Below are 20,086 nucleotides of genomic sequence, written 5' to 3'. Positions count from 1 at the left end.
GAATACGTGTTGGACCAAGGGCTTCAATGTCAAAACCCGCCTCAAGAAATATTTCACTTGGATATTTTCCTTTATCGTATTCATCAATAAAAAATCCTTTAAATTCATCCGTATAAGTAATGGCTTTCGCACTTACCGTTTTGACGTATGGATTTAATTTTAATTGTGCCTGTTGTTGTTTCGAAAATAAATTTTTAGTCATCCTATTTACCACCACTCGTTTTTTTCTTCATTATAAACAAAAATACCCTATAAGATGACCTTTTTGAAAGTGTCTATCTTATAGGGTACATTTTAACTTTTGGACTGTCCTTTTATTTTCCACTTACTTTTGATTTAATAACACCAATTACGGCTGGTATTACTGAAATTAAGATAATTAATATTAAAACCGTTGAGAAGTTGTCTTTAATAATAGGTATATTACCAAAGTAATAACCTAGTAATGTACAGCTGAATACCCATAACACTGCACCTACAACATTATACAATATGAAGTAACCATACTTCATTTTACTAGCCCCTGCAACAAAGGGTATGAATGTACGGATGAAAGGCATAAAACGTGCGATGACAATCGTTTTTCCACCATGCTTATTAAAGAACTTTTCTGCTGCCTCCATACGTTCTTTCTTAACGACTCTACCAAGGAAGCTCTTTGGCGGAATGGATGTCCCTACTTTATGACCAATATGATAATTCATCGTATCCCCTAAAATTGCAGCTGCTAAAAACACAGGGATTAATATCCACATGTTAAACGCGCCCATTGCTGCTGCCAATGTACCACTAGCAAAAAGCAATGAATCACCTGGCAGGAATGGGAAAATTACGACACCAGTTTCAACAAAAACAATTGCAAATAAAACGAAATAACTCAAATTACCAAACTCACGAATGATCTCTTCTAAATGCACATCAATATGCATAATAAAACTAATTAACTCTTTGATGAGTTCTATCATTTTTCCATATGCTCTCTTTCAATTTAATTTTCTAAAAGCTTTGACGTAGCTAGACACCAAAGGGTTCCATTCTGTTTACTATCTGTGGTGTTACTACTCCATCACTATATGACAAGCCTGTGAACTACCCACCACTTAAAACCTACCGAAGTGGGGGCTTCTCGACTTATCGTTGCTTTTAGTAGCCAACGAAAACTGACCGAGCTATCCCTCTTGTTCCAAGAGTTCTTTTTGCTACGCTAAGGATAATAAGCGCAATCCTTCATGTTTGATGTTGATAGCGGCATTCCAGTCCCTGTCTGCTACAAACCCACAATCACAGTGGAACGTACGCTCAGAAAGAGATAGGGACTCCTTTACTTGACCACAACAGGAACAAGTTTTGGAAGATGGAAACCACTTGTCTATTTTGATCAACTTTTTCCCTTGCTCCTCTAACTTGTACCTAAGAAATGTTGTAAACATGCCCCATGCATTATCTGCAACACTTTTACCAAAACGGAGGGCTTGTGACATTCCCTTCATGTTGAGATCTTCGATTACCACGCAATCATAGCTTTTTGCTACTTGATACGATTCTTTATGCAGAAAGTCTTTCCGTTGATTGGCGATTTTTTCATGCAACTTCGCTACTTTAAGACGCTGTTTGTACCAACGATTAGAATCTTTCTTTTTGCGTGATAGAATACGTTGTTCCTTCGCTAATTTTTCCAAGGCTTGACGATAGAAACGTGGGTAATTGGCTGTCTTACCTTCTTCGCTATCGACAAATAAGCCATTCATGGAAAAATCTAAACCTACAACAGCTTGAACTTCTTTTTGTATAGGTTGATGTTCGTATTCGGTGAGAATAGAAACATAGTATTTTCCTGTTTTTGTTCGTGAAACCGTACAAGACTTGATCCTATGATGGGACGGAATTTCTCGATGTTGCTTCATTTTTACAAGTTTTAGTTTCGGTAATTTGATAGAGCCATCCAAAAGCATAATGTTTCCGTTCACCACATTGGTTGTGTAGGATTGTTTTGCCTTACGGTTTCTGAACTTCGGAAAATGGGCACGACCAGAAAAGAAATTGTTGTATGCTTGCTGCAAATTAAGTTGAGCGTTTGCCAATGCAAGGCTGTCCACTTCTTTAAGCCATGCAAATGCTACTTTGTACTTGGCAGGAGTCGAGAATTTTTTCCTTTTTAACGCTTCCTTGTCATCCTTGAACTGCTCATACATTTCTTTTCGCTCCGAAAGCATTTTGTTATAGACAAAACGAACACAACCGAAAGTTTTCGCAAGAAGTTTCTCTTGTTCTTGCGTTGGATACAGACGAAACATATAGGCTTTGTTTGCCATATCAAATCACCTCACTTCATATCTTATTTTCTATAATACGCATTAATGAATTTTAATATTTCGTTATTGGATGTGCTGACCAACCATTGCTTTCGCATAGTCAAAATGACATCATCTATCACTTTTCTGCGGTATTTTACGACTAGAACAAGAACACTGAATGATTATTATTGTCCAATTTTATTGATATAACAGTCTTTCATCAATCTAAATCTGATTATAGCATGGCAAAAAAAAGAGACATCTTTAGGCTACACCTAAACGAAAGAAGTCTTCCACTTTCACTGGTGCTGTCTCACCTTCACGTTTAGATATGGGAGACTTCTTTCGGAGGGAAGTTAAAAAGTATGTAGATTTCACAAGTTTGATTTTATCACTTACAGACATACACACTCAACTTATTTAAATAAGTGGCCATGCTTTTTTACATTGCTGTAATATTAGCCTAAAGTGAATCTTCAATCAGTGGGTGTTCCTCGTCCCTCACTAGAGGAACACCAGCTAAAATCCCATTCTATGAAAACGTTTGTGTGACTAACACCCTGCTACTACGTTTGCACTTCGCTTTCTCACAGAAAACATTTATTGCCCCTAATCAATTGAACTTTTACGGGCAGTTGATCTCCCACCTTCTCTTAAATCTTGAAATGTAAATCTTCATTTATGCGGGATAAAAAAAGCTACTATTTTTCAATAGTAGCTACAGTTTCTTACACATTTTCTTTTAATGAACGGCGTAAAATTTTTCCTGTCGTATTTTTCGGTAATTCATCCAGAATCTCAATTACTTTAGGAACCTTATATTTCACCATATGCTTTGCACAGTATGCGAGAAGATCTTCTGTTGAAGTTGCATCTTCATCTTTTAAGACAACATATGCATGAACTGCCTCACCTAAGTTAGGATCTGGGAAACCTACAACTGCCGCTTCAACGATATTATTATGTGCAAAGAGTACTTCTTCAACCTCTCTTGGATATACGTTAAATCCGCCTACAATAATCATATCTTTTTTACGGTCAACGATGTAGAAGTACCCTTCTTCGTCAACTTTAGCTAAATCCCCTGTGTATAACCAGCCATCACGTATAGCCATAGCCGTTTCTTCTGGTAATTTATAATAGCCCTTCATAACGTTAGGCCCTCGTACAATTAGCTCCCCTACTTCGCCAACGGGCACTTCTTGTCCATTAACATCGACCACTTTATTTTCAACATTGGAAATGGATGCCCCTATAGAACCTGCCTTACGTTCACGATTCAATGGGTTGAAGCACGTTACCGGTGAAGCTTCTGATAAGCCATACCCTTCTGAAACACGCACATTAAATTTCTTCTCGAAATTATGTAAGAGTGCTACAGGTAAAGATGAACCTCCTGAAATTGCTAAGCGAACTGTTGAGAAATCTTCAGGGTTGCCTTCAGGTAATTGATACAAGAAATTATACATAGTTGGCACACCAGCGAAGACTGTTGCTTTTTGTTCCTTCGTAATTTTAAAGATTTCTGTTGGACTGAAACGTGGTACAAGTAAAACTGTTGCTCCACTCAATAAAGGTGCATTGACGACGACCGTTAACGCAAATACATGGAAGACTGGTAAAGTTGCAATAATACGATCATCTGCTCTATAGCCTAAATAATGTGCAACATCTCGTGCATTTGAATAGATATTGCCATGCGTCAGCATTGCACCCTTTGGAGTACCTGTCGTTCCTGAAGTATATAAAATAATTGCAGTATCTTCTTCAGCTACTTCTACGGGTTGGCAAGATTCTGATACACTAGCAATCACTTGTGAAAATAAATGAATTTTTGCTTTTGCCTCACCAGATAAAGTAGTTACTTTTTCGGCAACATCTTCTGTTGTCTCACAAACAACAAATGTTTTTACCTTTGGAAAAGCATGTACACCCATTTCTACTAATGGAAGAAGTGCATCAAGTGCAATAACAGCTTTTACATCCCCATTATGCAAAATATACGAAATTTCATCCGGTGTATAGATTGGATTAATCGGAATTGCTGTTGCCCCAATACTCATTGTTGCATATAACGAAATTAAATAATGTGGTGTATTGCCGAGTAAAAACGCCACATGGTCCCCTTTTTCTACCCCTAATTGTTGTAACCCTTTTGCAAAACGACCAACTGTGTGTTCAAACTCACCGTACGTCGTATCTTTCCCCATAAAATGATACGCAATTTTATCCGGTTGCTCTAATGCTTGCTGACGAACACTTGAAACTAAATTCAATTACACCATCCCCTTATCGTATCAATTTCGCCTTGGCGCATTGACACTGACCCTTCGCTTTCGCGCAGATAAACAATCCGTGACATCCGCCGGAGGCTTATCTTCATTCAGTAAATGTTTGGACTTCCCTTGAAAAGGAATCACACCCCATCCATCTCATCACCTAAATCTACTAAATAAAGACAAAATGAATCTTCATTCAGTAACATTATATAAGAAGTATATTAAAAAAACAACGAAACTTTTTCTCTCATGTCATAATTTACGTCAAATAACTCATTTTTTTCTCTTTTGTACGTTTTTTCTACGAACGTATATGCGAGATGTATCGCCAACGAATCAAGTAAAAATAGACTACTTGAATTAAAACAAAAAAGCTAAAAGATAAGACAACTTCTTTTACAATGGAAATATTAGCAATATCCTTTAAAACACCTTGAACCATAAGAAAAGCAAAGAGACTGTGCATCATTGCAACACCCCATGGTAAGAAAAATTGCGGGAACAAATGACGATTCACAAGCTTTTTGAGCTCCGTATCCGTTAAGCCCATTCGCTTTAATACATCGAATTTACGCTTTTCTCTTTCAAGAGAAGTATGCAGTTTAAAGTAAACGAAGCTACCTGCTGCTAATAAAAATACCGTTGCTACTAAAACCCCTACTAATGTGAATAAAGAATAAGTAGCTAATATATAAGAATAATTTAATCCTGCATTTTCAAAGTAAAATGGGCTAAATTTATTTTTCTTATAAAAATATAGGGACGCTTGTAACTCATTTATGTCCTTGCCAATATTTTTTGTTTCCATCCACTGAGGAATATAGAAAGTAAATAAATGATAGGTTGGCTGCGCAACGTTTTTATTGGCAATCGGCTTTATGAGCTTTACAAAATCCTCATCGCTGATCACGATAGAATTAACACTAACAATAGACCCTGGGAATACTATTTTAGGATATACACTATCAATGGTGATCGGGATAGAATTTTCCTCTAAAACTGTATGCACAACTTTATTTTTTAGTTTGTTAAGAGACTCTTCCGAATATGGAATAAACACTGCCTCTCCTTTAGCCATATCAAGTAATGGATAACTATAGGAAGAAAGCAATACATTCATATCTGATTCCCTAAACACCTCAACCTCATTTTGAGTATAGGAAGAGGTTTGCTTGATAACAACAAAGCGAGATAAATGATAGGACAAGCCCTTTTCCTCTAATTCCATACGTAAAGAGGCGATATGATTTCGCTCATATGGATTGTCGACATCTCCCTTATAGACAAGCCCTAGTGGATTTAAACGATCATATTGTATAGTATATGATGACATCGTTGCTAAAACACCGACCGATAAAAAGGCCATTGTTGACACCATCGTTACTACAAAAAACATTTTCACATTGTCCATCATAATATGTGTTTGCTCAGCTAACGAAAGAAGACGATAGCGTTGCCAATGAAATTTCCTTTTCCCCCGTGCTTTATCTAAAAAGCAAGGTAAAGAATCTCTGAAAAAATAGTATGTTCCAAAGGTTGCTAAAAACGGAATTACTAATGTTAAACCAATTAAAGATGTGTTACCTACGATAATTGATAATACGTATGATGATAAAATAAGGGTAATACCAAATACAGCACGAATTTTTGAATAAGTTGAAACACTATTTAAATAGTCATTTCCCTTAAGGAGATCGCGCAATTTTCTTTCACGTGTGAAATATACACTAATTAAAGAAATGACTACAAAAGCACTTGTGAAAACACCAATCGTTAGTAAAAAAGGCTCCCATGAAACATATAAGGGTAAACTATCTAAATGTAAAATTTCCCGCACAATCATGAAAAAGAATTTCGAAAACGAGAAACCGAATACAATCCCAACAAAAATAGAACCCGATCCAATAATCATTGTCTCCAAAAAGACAAGCTTATTCATCTGGCGTTTTTCCATTCCTAAATGTAGTAAAATTGCAAACTCATGTGATCTTGCCTCTAAAAAAGCACTCATCGAATAATATAAAAAGAATAATGTAAAAAGAACGAGTACGACTTCCGCACCAACCATCCCAATTAACGATGCCTCTCCTAAAATCCCACTTTCAATATCCGGATGAAACATGAGCATTGAATAGATAAAAAACACAGCCACAGAAAAAAAGCTTGCCATGAAAAAGGCGCCGTATATACGGCTGTTCCGTACGACATTACGGTAAGCGAATTGTCGAAAGGTCACCTACTTGTCCCCCTCCTAGTAAGCTCAACACATTTAATATTCGCTGGAAAAACATTTGTCGACGATCATCTTTGTAAATTTCATTAAAGAATTCCCCATCTTTAATAAATAACACGCGGTCACAGTAGCTAGCTGCAATTGGATCATGTGTTACCATGACAATCGTTGTTCGTCTTTCCTGATTGATTTTTGTTAAAAGCTCAAGTACATCACGCGAAGAATTTGAATCCAAATTACCGGTCGGCTCATCTGCTAAAATGAGACTTGGGTTATGAATAAGTGCCCGACCAATAGCTGTTCTTTGCGCTTGTCCACCTGATATTTCATTTGGGCGTTTATGCAAGAATGAAGTTAAATCGAGCTTTTCCACAATACTTGCAAGACGCTCCTCCATTACTTCTAATGGTTGTTGGTCTAAAGTCAGTGGCAGCACAATATTCTCTTCCACCGTGAGCATATGCAAAAGATTAAAATCCTGAAAAACAAAACCAAGCTGCCTTCTTCTAAAGTAAGCTAGCTCAGTTGCTTTAAGCATATGAGGATTCATGCCATCTAAAATGATTTCTCCGCTCGTTGGTTCATCAATCGTAGAAATGAGATTTAATAATGTTGTTTTTCCACTTCCTGATGGACCCATGACTGCTAAAAACTCGCCTTCCTCCACCTCAAAGCTTAGTTGATTTAGAGCACGATGGGTTACTTTACCTTCATACACCTTCGTCACGTCTTTTATTTGTAAAATAGGCATATCTTATTCACCTTATTTCTTCATTAATTCCATAGATTCTGGTAAAAGCCACTGCAATACTACTTCAAAGCCAATTTGAAAATGTGGCTCCGTTAAACCTTCAGCTGGCGTATTACCTTCCTCCTCCACTAGACTAAAGCAATGAGAACCAACAATTATATCCCATGCATCTATTTCACCTTCAATTACTTCTCCACAAATCGTATAATGTCCACTGTACATCACTTGTTCACCTTCTACAGGAAAAGCGTTAAGTAAAGTTGGTTTATATAAGTCTAGCCCAAGCTTATTCGAAAAATGCATGACTTCTTCATTAAGCAAAAGACTAGCCTTACGGAAATTTTTGCAGGATAAACACTCACAAACTTCGTTAAGTGATTCGTATAATGCTTCTGTTTTCTCTGTCTCTACATGTAAAACCCATTCAGCCAAACATACCTCTGTCATTTCCGATCCCCCTAATTCGTAAATGTCACTGTAACAACTGTTCCTTTCTCTACCTCTGATGTAATGTTTAATTCGTGACCGAGTTTTTCACAGATCTCTTTCGCTAAATATAAGCCCATCCCTGTGGATTCCCCAGTTTTACGCCCATTCTCACCAGTAAAGAAAGCTTTAGTGACACGAGAAAGATCGGAAGCAGGAATACCAATACCTTCATCACAAATGGCTAATTGTACGTGGTCATCCTTTTTAAAGGCAGAAATCACTATTTTTTTATTCGCCTCAAACGTATATTTAACCGCATTTGTGACGAATTGCCCGATAATAAAGCGAAGCCATTTTGAATCACTTGCTACGATAATATCATCCTCTATATGAATTTCTGGGAAGACACGCTTCGTAATAAATAAACGTTTATTTTCATTTACAGTTGCCGTAACAATCATTTTTAAAGCAATCTGTTCTACTTGCATATCTTCTTCAAAATTTTCTAATCGAGCGTTCACTAACACCATATCCAAGCCTCTACGCAGGCGGTCAATTTCCTCCTGTACATTCTTTTTATCAAGAGGACGCTCATCCTGTAATAAGAGCTCAATAACAGAAATTGGTGTTTTCATCTGATGCACCCATTGATTCATAAACTGATCATGTCGTTTTTGACCAGCATATAACGATTGAAGCTCATGCTTATATAGTCGATATAGTTCATGCATATATTTTTCAGCTTGTATCGCCTCAGGTGTTTTAGCATTTTTTTGCAATACATCCTCCATCGTTTTAGGTAGCTGCGATATTTTGATCAAATAACGTTGACGCATTAAATAACGGATAATTAAAAACGAGGCTAGTAACACTAAACTAATACAGAAGGAATATATAGCAGTATCAACATTTCGAAAGCCGTCCAACCAATATAAGACCATAATAAAACCGACTAGTAAGAACTGGAATACAATGAACGATGCGTAATCACGCAAAAATAATTTCCAGCCCACTATAGCTCACCTGCACTTAAAATAAAGCGATAACCTGCTCCGCGCACCGTTTCTATAGAAGACATTATTTGATAATCAGCTAGCTTTTTACGCACTCGTGTCATATTGACGTTCAATGTATTTTCATCGACAAATGCCTGATCGTCCCAAAGCTCTTCTAACAGTTGCTCACGCGCCACTACTTTTGGAGCATTTCCCATCAACAGTTCTAAAATGATACATTCTTTTTTCTGAAGTGGAATCTCTAAATCATTTTTATGAAGCTCCATTCTTTCTAAATGAAGAACGAGCTGTCCTTGTTTAATTGTCCGTTCTTCTTGTCTTGTTGCATATTCGCCATATGTACGACGCAAGTGACTACGGATTTTAGCTAGCACAATCTCATAATTAAATGGCTTCGTAATGAAATCGTCTCCCCCATTTTCTAGTGCAAAAATTTGATCCATTTCCCCAGAACGAGCGGAAATAAAAATAATTGGACAAGTTGTATGTTGACGTAGTTGGCGACACCAATAGTAGCCATCGTACGAAGGTAAATTTATATCAAGCAACACCATGTGTGGGTTAAATGCTGTGAATTCTTCAACGAGATGATCAAATTCTTTGATTGTTTCAACTTCGTATTGATATTTTCTAAGCGTTTCTGCGAGCAATGATGCAATCTTTACATCATCTTCGACAATAAATATTCGATGCTTCTCCATACCAACACTCCTTTCTATCTTATATTGTATCAAAAAAAGGCCCACTGACATAACTGTCAGCGAACCTTTTGTAGCAAAAGTTAACATCGTATCGTTAGCTACAGATTTTTGCGTCCAAATGCCTCTGCCTTATAAGGGACATCTTATAACGTGAGGGTGATTTCCGTTCCGGTTAGGCGCTTTGCCGCTGACGCTTCGCTTTCGCGCAGTTAAAACATTTGTTGCTGCCGCTTTGCTTTCGCTACAGAAAACATTTGTTGTTGCTGTCGCTATGTTAGCACTACGCTTTCGCACAGAGCAGAGCTTCCTGGGGGCGTCGGGGCAACAGGATGTTGGTCACGAAGGCGTTATCACAGGACGTGATGCTTTTAGCCTTCGTTCCTCTTTATCGCTAATCCCCAAGGAATCGCCTAGCCACCACTCCAATCAACTTATACTCATAACTCACGTTTTAGCAAATGTAATCTTCTACTTTTGTATATTGGCTTCTCTTAATATATTAATTGTAAAAACTCTTCTGTCGTAATTCCACCAAAGTATGTTGGAATATCAATATCCGCTAACGCATTAGCAATTTCAGTTCGATCATAGTTTGTCCCAGCTAATCGTTGTTCAACATCTGTCATGTCGCCTACACCGAAGAAATCACCAAAAATATGTGCTTCTTCAATAATTCCTTTATTCACCTCTAAGCGAATATCAATGCCTCCTGTTGGGAAGCGATGTGTTTTTTGAATATTAAAGCGTGGCGATTTCCCATAGTTCCATTCCCATGTTTGATAACGCTCTTCAGATAGCTTATGGATATTTGCCCAGTCTTCCTCTGTTAGCTCATAATAGCGAATATTTTCTTCCCCACCGAAAATGGATTTTAAAATTTCTAGACGGAATTCTTCGACTGTCATCTTATCTTTTAAGAACTCAGAAATATTTGCTACTCTTGAACGAATCGATTTAATACCCTTTGATTCAATTTTATCTTTCTTCACCTTTAATGCAGATACTACAGCATCAATTTCTGTATCGAACAGTAATGTGCCGTGGCTAAACATACGGCCCTTTGTAGAAAACTGCGCGTTCCCGGAAACTTTACGTCCTTCTGCTAAAATGTCGTTGCGTCCTGAAAGCTCCGCATGAACGCCCATTTTTGCAAGTGCATCTACAACAGGCTGCGTGAATTTTTTATAATTCATAAAGCTATCGCCATCGTCTTTAGTAATAAAACTATAGTTGAGGTTCCCTAAATCATGATACACTGCGCCGCCACCAGAAAGGCGTCGAACAACGATTATGCCATTATCCTCTACGTAATCTGTATTAATCTCTTCGATAGTATTTTGATTTTTACCGATGATGATTGAAGGCTGATTTATGTAAAAAAGTAGCACTGGCTCCTTTTCAACATCCATCGTTTTCAATAAATACTCTTCAATAGCAAGGTTAATGCGTGGATCATGAATCCCTTTATTATCAACGAATATCATAATTTACGTTTCCTCCTTCACAATATATCCATATTTATTTTAACGTAAATTAGGCATTTTGTGTTGACGAAAAGCTTCTGTTATAATACACTAGGAAATATCAAAACAGTAATAGTACAGATGAACTTAAAGGAGGAGTCCACAATGTTAGAAAATGTAGTTGAATTTTTCAAGAACCTACCTGCAAAGCAATGTACAGAATGCGGTGAAAAGATTGAAGAACAAAGTGAATGCTACAGCAACACTTGTGAAAAATGTAACCACCTATAAGCATTTGCCTATTCTGTAATAGTCATATACGTGCCCCACACGTACTAAAAATGACACCTCTCATCATATTAATTGATGAACCCTTAATTAAATCTCTTACACTTAAAAACAGCAGCCGATACGCTCATATCAGCTGCTGTTTTTTGTATGACTTTTTGCATATGAGCTGTTTTCTGCTGAAGCTGAACAGTTCTACCCCGTACCTGATTAGTTCTCCCCGCTACTGAGTAACTCTTCCGTTGCCAGACAATCATCCAACCGCAAAAAACACCCACCGATATCGATGGGTGTAAAAAATTCCTTTTTAGTTTTCTTCGGCTACTTTTGAGTAACGTTTTGTGTGTAGTAACATGAAATAACCGAAAGTAATAGCTAAGAATGCTACTAGGAAGCCTGCTAGAATTCCGTAGTTTTGCATTAAGAATGACGTATCACCAGTTGAGATACTTGATTTAAATGCCGAAACAGTATATGTCATTGGTAATAGTTTATTAAATATTTGTAATGGTGATGGGATTAACTCAAGTGGGAATGTACCTGCACTTGTTGTAAGTTGTAAAATTAATACAACAATCGCCATGAAGCGTCCTGGATCACCGAAAATAGACACTAACATTTGAATTAAAGCTAAGAAAACATAGCTTGTTAATAAAGCTGTTAGGCAGAAGTGTCCAAAACTATATACTTCAAGGCCTAAGCCCCATTTTACAATAACCACTGTCAATATAGTTTGAATTAAGCCGACGATTGCTAAAACTGAGACTTTACTTGTAAACCAAGTTGCTCCATTTTTTGGACGAATCGCTGGTTCCACAAGTGGGAACACGATCGAGATTAGTAATGCACCAACGAATAAACCAAGAGAAATAAAGTATGGTGAGAAACCTGTTCCATAGTTAGGTACATGGTTAACAGATTCTTTATCAACCTCAACCGGGCTACCTACCATATCATATGTGTCTTTGCTTGCATGAACTTCTTTTGCTTTTTCACTTGCTTCACCTAGCTTGCCAGATAAAGTTGATGTACCATCTGCCAGTTCAGTTGAACCATCAGCAATCTTTGCAGAACCATCTGCTATTTCACCTGATTTAGATGCAAGTGTTGATTGACCATTTGCAAGTTTACTTGAACCACTTACAAGCTCATTTAAACCTGAAGCCAATGCTTTAGAACCTGCTCCGACTTTCTGAGCACCTGCATTTAATTCACCTAATTTTTGAGCAAGTGTTGCATTACCAGCTTGAAGAGTTTGTGCCCCTTGGTTTAATTTACCGCTATTTGATACTAACTCATTTGCACCTGCTAACACTTGTGATTGACCTGCTGCAATTTGCGATGCACCAGAACTTAATCCGTTAGCACCATCTTGTAATTGTTTTGTACCAGCAGTTAAAGCACCTAAGCCAGTATGCACGCTTGCACTTCCCGCTTGTAGCTTATTTAATGTTTGTTTTAATACTGCTGCTTGCTCTTCAGGCAATGAACCCATCATGCCTTCTAATTGTTTAGATAACTCAGTGATACCTGCTGCTACTTGAGCAGAACCATCTGTTAATTGGCCTGCTGCACCATTTAATTGACCTGCACTATCAGCAATTTTCGCTGCGCCTGCAGTGATTTGTGGTTGATTATTGCTAATCTTAGCTATACCTGCTTGAAGTTGTGCTACACCCTGTGTATATTGTGATATACCTCCCGAAAGTTCTGTTGCCCCAGATGCTGCTTTCTGTGCACCTTGGTGTAACTGTCCAGTAGCGTTTTGTATACTTCCTATACCAGTAGATAATTCATTTGCACCTTTTGAAGCGTCTCCAATACCTTTAGCAATTTTGTCTGCACCATTCGACAATTCAACCGAACTTGATGCTAGTTTCTCTAAATAACCTTTTAAATCTTTTGTACCATTCGCTAAAGTTTTTGCACCCTCACCTAGCTTATTCGAGCCATCAGCAGCCTCTGTAAAGCCATCTCCAAGAGTTGTAATAGAATCAAATAATTTTTCAGCATACGTTGCTGAAACTTGTGAATTTACTTCCGCACGTACACGGTCCATTGCTGTTTCACCAATTTGTGCACCCAGGAAGTTCAATCCTTCATTCGGAATATAATTCATAACTAGTTTAGAAGGTTTGTCATCTAATAAAGTAGTTGCGTGCTCAGAGAAATTTGTTGGAATTTCTAGAATCATATAGTAATCACGGCCATGTAAGCCTTTTTCAGCTTCTTCTTTGGAAACGTCAATAAATTTAAACTCGTTACTCTCGACAAGCTTATCGACTAAATCGTTCCCTAAATCTAATTTAACTCCTTCCATTTCAGCGCCCTTATCTTCATTGACAACAGCTACTGGCAAATTCGGAAGGCCTTTATATGGATCCCAGAATGCCCATAAAAACATACCTGCGTACATCACTGGAATAAATAATACAGCGATTATTGAAACAAGCATTTTTCTTGTTTTTAAGATTTTCAGCCACTCAGCTTTAATCATACGTTTTCTTCACTCCTATAATATTGACCGAAAACGTCAGTCGGTCATTTTTATTCAAAAAAAAAACAAAATTTCAGGTGGGTAAAACTTCTAGACTGTCCTTGATTCACTTTTTAGCTCGGCCAAATCAAGTTAAAATTAGTCCCCGGAAGATTGTTTCCTTGAAAAGATTTAGTATCTTTTCTTCTGGAATAATTTCACCATGTAGCTCATGCCAATCAACAACAAATGCTAGATACGCCTTTAGTAACAGAAAGCTTACTAATTCTGCATCACAGTCTCTAATTTCTCCTTTTACGATACGTCTTTGAATTAATTCAGTAACGTAGGATAAAATTTCATTCTCAATGCGAACTAGAGCTTGTTTAACTGCTGGCGTTCGTAGTTCCTTTTCCTCCTCTAATAGCTTTACAAATAAAAGATGTTTTTCACGGAACTGTAGCATTTTCATTAAAGCATTGTGCGCATTGTCCATAAAGCTAGCTGATGCATCCAACACTGCATCCGCTTCTGCTTGCATCTCTCGTACAAGTGACATAGCTATCTCTTGAAATAAAATTTCTTTATTTGCAAAGAATGTGTAAATCGTCCCTTTACCGACATTCGCAATTTTAGCTACTTGCTCCATTGTTGTCGCCTTGTATCCAAACAATGTAAAGGATTTTGTAGCTGCTTCAAGAATTTCCTGCCTACGATCCATTAGTAACATCCTTTCTTGTTCTATTATGTACATGCCTTTGTACACGAAAATGTTAATGACCAGAAAACCATTTCGGTCATCTGGTCATTATCATATTCCTATTTTAAAAATAATGCAAGCATTTAATTGTGATTTTTTTCACTTTTTTCGTGATCACTATGCTCAGCACCCTCTGATTTATCATTACCGTGATCCATCATGTTATGATCCATGCTGTTATTATTTGCTTTTTCATCTTCTGGTAAAACTTTCGTCATATCGGGGCTACCAGCAGTAATTTGTTGCTTCGGCATATTATGAACACCATTAGCTGTCGTATGAGCATACATATAATATACGCCATCGTGGTCAAACTTAGTCTCTGCTTTATAAACGCCGTCTTTCTCTAATTTACCCTCAATTGTTTGCCCTTCATCTCGTTTACCAGATTCCCACACTTCAAATTTCACATCTGCATCATCAATATTTTTGCCACCTTGTTCAACTTGCGCAGTAAGCTCAACTGTTTCATTTATTGCTACTTCTTTAGGTGTTAAAATTTGAACCTCCAACATTTGTGGCTCTTGTGGTTCAGGTAAAGCTGTTGACTCTTTCTTTTCTCCGCAGCCTACTAATAATGCAGGTACTGCAACTAATGCCAATAACCATTTTTTCATGTTTTATTCCTCCATTAACGGCAATGTAATTTTTACAACTGTGCCTTTTTCAACTTCACTTTCAATCTCTATTTTGCCCTGTAACTGCTTCAGCAATTGTTCAACAATCGACAAGCCGAGTCCACTGCCACCATCTGCTCGACTCCGTGCTTTGTTAACACGATAAAAGCGCTCAGTTACATGTGATAAATCCTCTTTTGGAATACCAATCCCATAATCCTTTATCGTAATTTGTGCACTTCCATTATCCTCAAAAGCAGTAATTTCAACCTTTGACTGCTCATACGAGTAATTAATAGCATTTTCAATTATATTAATAAAAACTTGTTTCAGCTTTACTTCATCAGCTTTGATAATCAATGCATCATCAGCATCCAAATGGATTGCAATGGCCTTCTTCTCTGCTTGATAAGTTAATATTTTTTGAACCTCGCGTAATGTTTCAGCAAGCGGAATTGGATATAAAGTAATTTCCGCCTGTTCATTTTCCATACGAGCAAGTAGAAGTAATTCATTCGTTAAACGTTCCATCCGATTTGCCTCACGTACAATTAGCTGGATCGTTTCCTCTTTTTGACTTTCTGGAATAATGCCCTTTTGCATCGCTTCACTGTATCCTTTTACATAGCTAATAGGTGTCCTTAGCTCATGTGAAACTGTAGCTAAAAATGTTTTTTGAGCTTCATCCTCTTGTTGGATCGACTCAGCCATTTTATTAAAGGTGCTAGATAATCTTCCTATTTCATCTTTAGAATGAACTGGCACGCGTGTTCCATAGTTTCCGTCTGACATTTGCTCAACAGCTCTTTGCAAATTACTTAGCGGTCGCATAATATGACGAATTCCTTTATAAATTAAATAGCTGATGACAATTAAAAATATAAAGGCACTGACAAATAAGGAAATGACTTCTTTATTCGCTAACTCACTAATTTTTGCTAAAGGGAAATAAATATATATAATTCCTTCAAGCCTATTTTGGTCTACTAGCGGAAGTACTACAGAAATTAACTGCCTATCAAATCGAGGCTCATACCCAATTTTCTGTACATATTCACCTGCCAGTAATTGCTGTCGCTCTTCTGGACCAATCAATGTTTCGAAATCAATATCAAATGGCACACAAGCACTTAGTTCACGCGGATTTCTTACTGCAAAAATATTCAAATTAGAATAATTAGTATACTGTTCAATATCTGCAATAAATTGATCCGTTACTTTACTACCGGTATACATCGTTTGTAGCTTTGACCCTACCTCTACCATCATCTCTTCCGTGTCTTCTACATAAAGCCGTTCATATAAATAATCAGTCAGGACATACATGAAGACAACGGTAATAATTAAAAATGAAAAGATTAATAGCCAAATACGTGTTGAAATCTTTTTCATTCGCCAGGATCAAAGCGGTAGCCCACTCCCCAAACGGTCTGAATATGCCCCGCTGCTTCCTTTCCAAGCTTTATACGTAAGGTTTTTATATGCGTGTCAACAGTTCTTGTACCCCCTACATAATCAATATCCCAAATGCGTTCTAGTAATTGCTCCCTTGTATAAGCATTCCCAGGGTTGTTCATAAATAAATGTAATAGTTCAAACTCCTTTAAAGTAAGCGGAACACTCTTTCCATCCACAGATACTTTGCGTGCAGTCTCATCTATTTTAATAGGTCCAAGTATCACATATTTTTGCTGTAATTCTTCAATATTAGCACCACTTCTTCTTAACACAGCATGAATTCGTGCAACTAGCTCGTCATTTGTAAACGGTTTTACAATATAATCATCTCCGCCAATTGTTAGGCCTTTAACTTTATCCTCATTTGCATCGCGTGCTGTCAGGAAAATAATTGGTATATTCGACATCGCACGTATACTTTGACAAACCGCAAAGCCGTCTTCATGCGGCATCATCACATCTAGTAGAACTAAATCAATTTTTTCGCGCACAATAATATCATAGGCTTCTGTACCACTTGCTGCTGTTAAAGTCTCAATTTTAGAATTATTGAGCATCATTTCTATTAAATTACGCATATCTTTCTCATCATCAACAATTAATACAGTTGTCACATTTTTTCCTCCCTCACTAACAGTTGAAATGCACCTTTCCCCACATTAACTGTTTTTTTCACCTGACCTTCTCTTATGAAATATAAAGTATGGTCATCATAGCCAGCGACAACAATATTATCTTTAAACTGATTTACGGCAAATGGATTAGCGCCTACCACTTGCTCCCATTTCACATTTCCATCAAAGTCAGCAACATATAATTCATTATGACCATGACTAACAACGAGGATAGCATCCTTTGTTTTGGTTAATCCAACAGGCATTAAAGGCATTTTTATCTCCCCTTTTTTTACTCCTGTCGTAAGATCATATTTTTTAACAGAACTATTCGGTTTGCTTCCTTCGCCATGCCCACCCATCCATAGTTCATTTGTCTCTTCGAGAATAGCTATTCCATGTGATGATTTTTGAATCGGCCACTCTTGCTCAACCTTTAGATTTTCTATATTTAACACCGATAATTTCGTATCTTTATAATTAATCACATATAGCTTATCTTTATAGGCTGCCATTGACATAGGATAGTTACCTAGCTTCTGTGTTGCCAGTTCGTTGCCCTTCTCATCAAAGCTTGTCACTGTATTTGTTTTGCTATTCGCAATAAAAAACTGTTTTTTATTTTCGGCATAATACACATTGGTTGTACCAAGCTTTACTTTTTTGGAATAGAGCTTCTTTCCAGTTGATAATGTATAGACGTCTATTTCATTTAATTGATGACCGTACAATAACACACGATCATTTTCAAGCAGTATTGCCCCCGAGTAAGCTTTGTCAAATAACCACGTTGCCATCACATTCCCTTGCCCATCTATAAAATCTAGCGAAGGCTCCTGTATATTTAAGGATGCAATAAAATCCTGGTCACGTTCTATAGGATCAAACGATTTCTCCGTACACCCTGCTAGCCATATTAGCTGTGCTAAAGAAAAAATGAAGAATACCCATTTTTTCAACATCATCACCTCTGTTTCTTAACTATACTTCACAATTGTGAAATTCGCGTGAAACTTGAATGGTAAATTTATGACAAAGAAAACAGGCAAATTTCACAATTAATACTACTTCTACGAGCATTTATCTAAACCAAAAATATAGTAGCTCATATACTACATAGATTACGGTAAGGAGGAATCCACTTTATGGTGTCCATTAGCTTATGTATGATAGTGAAAAATGAAGAAGATGTCATCGGTAGATGTCTATCATCTGTAAAAGGGTTAGTCGACGAGATTAATATCATCGATACAGGCTCTACCGACAATACAAAGCAAATCGTTAAACAATTCACAGATCGTATTTATGATTTCGAATGGATTCAGCATTTTGCAGCTGCAAGAAATTTTTCATTTCAGCAAGCAACAAAGGAGTACATTTTTTGGCTTGATGCAGACGACGTATTATTAGAGGAGGATCAAGAAAAATTTAAAGCACTAAAAGAATCTTTGAGTACTGATATAGATGCCGTTTCGATGAATTATAATTTAAGCTTTGATCTTGAGGGAAATGTAAGTTCTCTATTAAGAAGATATCGTTTAGTAAGAAGAGATAAAAAATTTCAATGGATAGGTGCTGTCCATGAATATTTAGAAGTCGGCGGGAAGCTTTTGGATAGTGATATCGCTGTCAGCCATTTACCACTTAGTCATGATCATAATCGGAATATTAACATCTATAAGCAATTAGTTGAATCAGGAGAACCTCTCTCTCCACGAGATACATTTTATTATGCAAATGAATTACTAGATCATGAACAATTTGAGGATGCACTATTTTACTATGAAACGTTTTTAGCTTCTAAATTGGGCTGGGTAGAAGATAATATCCGAGCCTGTTTTAAATTAGCAGATTGTTACTCTCATTTAAATGATAAAGAAAATAATTTGAGTTCCATTTTAAGAAGCTTTGAATATGACATTCCACGCCCGGAAGCGTGTTGTAGACTTGGCTTTCATTTTATGGAACAAGCCAAAAATTATGAAGCAATATTTTGGTATGAACAAGCGCTTGTCATCCAGCAAAAACCTAACACTCCTTTTCAAAATAAAACCTTTACGACCTGGTTACCCCACTTACAACTTTGCGTCCTCTTTGATCGATTACAACAATATGAACTAGCTAACGCACATAATGAATTAGCAAGATCCTATTTACCAAATGATGAAAAAACCCTGCACAATAAAACATATTTTGATCGTATTTTAAATAAGGACAATGAAGAATCTTAATTTCCTTCTATATTAAAGGATTAGTTAGTACTTTGGAGCATTGGAGTAATTTTCAATTTCTAGTAATAGATTCTAACTATTCATTGAAGAAAAATACTTTTATCGCTATTGATATTTTAGAATAACCAAGTAGTTAACTGTCTATTTCACCTTCTCTCTCTATGAATACGATATTTGAGAGAGGAGGTGAAACAATGCATTTTGGACAATTTAAAAATAGAATCTGCAGCAAATGTAATACATTCCCGTGTTGTTGTAATCCTTGTGCTCCAAGCTGTCCTGTTATTCCTATTAAACGTGGAGTAACTGGTCCTACGGGAGCTACTGGCTCTACCGGGGCTACCGGGGTCACTGGAACGACTGGCTCTACCGGGGCTACTGGGGCTACTGGGGCTACTGGGGCTACTGGGGCTACTGGGGCTACTGGGGCTACTGGGGCTACTGGGGCTACTGGGGCTACTGGGGCTACTGGGGCT

At 37.2% G+C, this 20,086-nt stretch carries 19 protein-coding genes; 3 read left to right on the top strand and 16 right to left on the bottom strand.

The window, feature by feature from the left end:
- The 10 genes from ACFTQ7_RS19805 to lplA form a co-directional block, all read right to left on the bottom strand.
- Positions 1–202: HTH domain-containing protein (locus ACFTQ7_RS19805; protein ID WP_386830506.1), on the bottom strand; the 202-nt coding region annotated here is incomplete at its 3' end.
- 112 nt (positions 203–314) lie between these two features.
- Positions 315–962, bottom strand: a complete 648-nt coding sequence (locus tag ACFTQ7_RS19800) for a VTT domain-containing protein (protein ID WP_386830510.1) — start codon at positions 960–962, stop codon at positions 315–317.
- Positions 963–1,199: 237 nt separating this feature from the next.
- Complete coding sequence (locus tag ACFTQ7_RS19795; protein ID WP_386830505.1) at positions 1,200–2,312, bottom strand: RNA-guided endonuclease TnpB family protein; 1,113 nt, start codon at positions 2,310–2,312, stop codon at positions 1,200–1,202.
- A gap of 710 nt (positions 2,313–3,022) precedes the next feature.
- Positions 3,023–4,570, bottom strand: a complete 1,548-nt coding sequence (locus ACFTQ7_RS19790) for a fatty acid--CoA ligase family protein (RefSeq protein ID WP_386830504.1) — start codon at positions 4,568–4,570, stop codon at positions 3,023–3,025.
- 304 nt (positions 4,571–4,874) lie between these two features.
- The gene (locus tag ACFTQ7_RS19785) at positions 4,875–6,809 is read right to left on the bottom strand and encodes an FtsX-like permease family protein (protein WP_386830503.1); all 1,935 of its coding nucleotides are present in this window, start codon (positions 6,807–6,809) and stop codon (positions 4,875–4,877) included.
- The gene (locus ACFTQ7_RS19780) at positions 6,781–7,557 is read right to left on the bottom strand and encodes an ABC transporter ATP-binding protein (RefSeq protein ID WP_386830502.1); all 777 of its coding nucleotides are present in this window, start codon (positions 7,555–7,557) and stop codon (positions 6,781–6,783) included. Before ACFTQ7_RS19780 ends, ACFTQ7_RS19785 begins: the two co-directional genes overlap by 29 nt.
- Positions 7,558–7,569: 12 nt before the next feature.
- Positions 7,570–8,004, bottom strand: coding sequence for a hypothetical protein (locus ACFTQ7_RS19775; RefSeq protein ID WP_386830501.1), 435 nt, complete (start codon positions 8,002–8,004; stop codon positions 7,570–7,572).
- An 11-nt stretch (positions 8,005–8,015) separates the two neighbouring features.
- On the bottom strand, positions 8,016–8,999 hold the full coding sequence (locus tag ACFTQ7_RS19770) for a sensor histidine kinase (RefSeq protein WP_386830500.1): 984 nt from the start codon (positions 8,997–8,999) through the stop codon (positions 8,016–8,018).
- Positions 8,999–9,703, bottom strand: coding sequence for a response regulator transcription factor (locus ACFTQ7_RS19765; protein WP_197144240.1), 705 nt, complete (start codon positions 9,701–9,703; stop codon positions 8,999–9,001). Before ACFTQ7_RS19765 ends, ACFTQ7_RS19770 begins: the two co-directional genes overlap by 1 nt.
- 491 nt (positions 9,704–10,194) lie before the next feature.
- The gene (gene lplA / locus ACFTQ7_RS19760; RefSeq protein WP_386830499.1) at positions 10,195–11,187 is read right to left on the bottom strand and encodes a lipoate--protein ligase; all 993 of its coding nucleotides are present in this window, start codon (positions 11,185–11,187) and stop codon (positions 10,195–10,197) included.
- A gap of 144 nt (positions 11,188–11,331) precedes the next feature.
- Here lplA and yhfH point away from each other — a divergent pair, with 144 nt between their 5' ends.
- A complete protein-coding gene (gene yhfH / locus ACFTQ7_RS19755; RefSeq protein ID WP_012292204.1) occupies positions 11,332–11,457 on the top strand; it encodes a protein YhfH in 126 nt (41 codons plus the stop codon).
- 304 nt (positions 11,458–11,761) lie between these two features.
- Here yhfH and ACFTQ7_RS19750 read toward each other — a convergent pair whose 3' ends face one another.
- The 6 genes from ACFTQ7_RS19750 to ACFTQ7_RS19725 form a co-directional block, all read right to left on the bottom strand.
- Positions 11,762–13,951 carry a YhgE/Pip family protein gene (locus ACFTQ7_RS19750; RefSeq protein ID WP_386830498.1) on the bottom strand — a complete coding sequence of 730 codons (2,190 nt, stop codon included), beginning with the start codon at positions 13,949–13,951 and terminating at the stop codon, positions 11,762–11,764.
- Between the two features lie 127 nt (positions 13,952–14,078).
- Positions 14,079–14,651 (bottom strand): TetR/AcrR family transcriptional regulator, encoded by a 573-nt coding sequence (locus tag ACFTQ7_RS19745; RefSeq protein ID WP_349661879.1) that lies wholly within the window; start codon positions 14,649–14,651, stop codon positions 14,079–14,081.
- A 122-nt stretch (positions 14,652–14,773) separates the two neighbouring features.
- The gene (locus ACFTQ7_RS19740; protein WP_386830497.1) at positions 14,774–15,307 is read right to left on the bottom strand and encodes a FixH family protein; all 534 of its coding nucleotides are present in this window, start codon (positions 15,305–15,307) and stop codon (positions 14,774–14,776) included.
- Between the two features lie 3 nt (positions 15,308–15,310).
- Entirely contained in the window at positions 15,311–16,699 is a 1,389-nt protein-coding gene (locus tag ACFTQ7_RS19735) for a sensor histidine kinase (protein ID WP_386830496.1), read from the bottom strand.
- Complete coding sequence (locus ACFTQ7_RS19730; protein WP_197144247.1) at positions 16,696–17,379, bottom strand: response regulator; 684 nt, start codon at positions 17,377–17,379, stop codon at positions 16,696–16,698. The genes ACFTQ7_RS19735 and ACFTQ7_RS19730 overlap by 4 nt, the downstream gene beginning before the upstream one ends.
- Positions 17,376–18,341, bottom strand: coding sequence for a YncE family protein (locus ACFTQ7_RS19725; RefSeq protein ID WP_386830495.1), 966 nt, complete (start codon positions 18,339–18,341; stop codon positions 17,376–17,378). The genes ACFTQ7_RS19730 and ACFTQ7_RS19725 overlap by 4 nt, the downstream gene beginning before the upstream one ends.
- A gap of 183 nt (positions 18,342–18,524) precedes the next feature.
- On the opposite strand from ACFTQ7_RS19725, the gene ACFTQ7_RS19720 reads away from it, so the two are divergent.
- Both ACFTQ7_RS19720 and ACFTQ7_RS19715 read left to right on the top strand, forming a co-directional pair.
- Entirely contained in the window at positions 18,525–19,610 is a 1,086-nt protein-coding gene (locus ACFTQ7_RS19720) for a glycosyltransferase (RefSeq protein ID WP_386830494.1), read from the top strand.
- A gap of 194 nt (positions 19,611–19,804) precedes the next feature.
- Positions 19,805–20,086, top strand: a 282-nt coding sequence (locus ACFTQ7_RS19715; protein WP_386830493.1) for a hypothetical protein, incomplete at its 3' end; no start/stop codon positions are given.

Source organism: Lysinibacillus sp. NPDC056959 (assembly GCF_042674095.1).
GTDB classification, from domain to species: domain Bacteria; phylum Bacillota; class Bacilli; order Bacillales_A; family Planococcaceae; genus Lysinibacillus; species Lysinibacillus zambalensis.
Note: the sequence above shows the minus strand (reverse complement) of the source record. Positions and strands in the feature narration are given on the sequence as shown.

Coding starts and splice junctions, on each gene's coding strand:
- ACFTQ7_RS19795 (WP_386830505.1), bottom strand. CDS start 2,312: ATGGCAAACAAAGCCTATATGTTTCGTCTGTATCCAACGCAAGAACAA.
- ACFTQ7_RS19780 (WP_386830502.1), bottom strand. CDS start 7,557: ATGCCTATTTTACAAATAAAAGACGTGACGAAGGTGTATGAAGGTAAA.
- ACFTQ7_RS19775 (WP_386830501.1), bottom strand. CDS start 8,004: ATGACAGAGGTATGTTTGGCTGAATGGGTTTTACATGTAGAGACAGAG.
- ACFTQ7_RS19765 (WP_197144240.1), bottom strand. CDS start 9,703: ATGGAGAAGCATCGAATATTTATTGTCGAAGATGATGTAAAGATTGCA.
- lplA (WP_386830499.1), bottom strand. CDS start 11,187: ATGATATTCGTTGATAATAAAGGGATTCATGATCCACGCATTAACCTT.
- yhfH (WP_012292204.1), top strand. CDS start 11,332: ATGTTAGAAAATGTAGTTGAATTTTTCAAGAACCTACCTGCAAAGCAA.
- ACFTQ7_RS19750 (WP_386830498.1), bottom strand. CDS start 13,951: ATGATTAAAGCTGAGTGGCTGAAAATCTTAAAAACAAGAAAAATGCTT.
- ACFTQ7_RS19745 (WP_349661879.1), bottom strand. CDS start 14,651: ATGGATCGTAGGCAGGAAATTCTTGAAGCAGCTACAAAATCCTTTACA.
- ACFTQ7_RS19740 (WP_386830497.1), bottom strand. CDS start 15,307: ATGAAAAAATGGTTATTGGCATTAGTTGCAGTACCTGCATTATTAGTA.
- ACFTQ7_RS19735 (WP_386830496.1), bottom strand. CDS start 16,699: ATGAAAAAGATTTCAACACGTATTTGGCTATTAATCTTTTCATTTTTA.
- ACFTQ7_RS19725 (WP_386830495.1), bottom strand. CDS start 18,341: ATGTTGAAAAAATGGGTATTCTTCATTTTTTCTTTAGCACAGCTAATA.
- ACFTQ7_RS19720 (WP_386830494.1), top strand. CDS start 18,525: ATGGTGTCCATTAGCTTATGTATGATAGTGAAAAATGAAGAAGATGTC.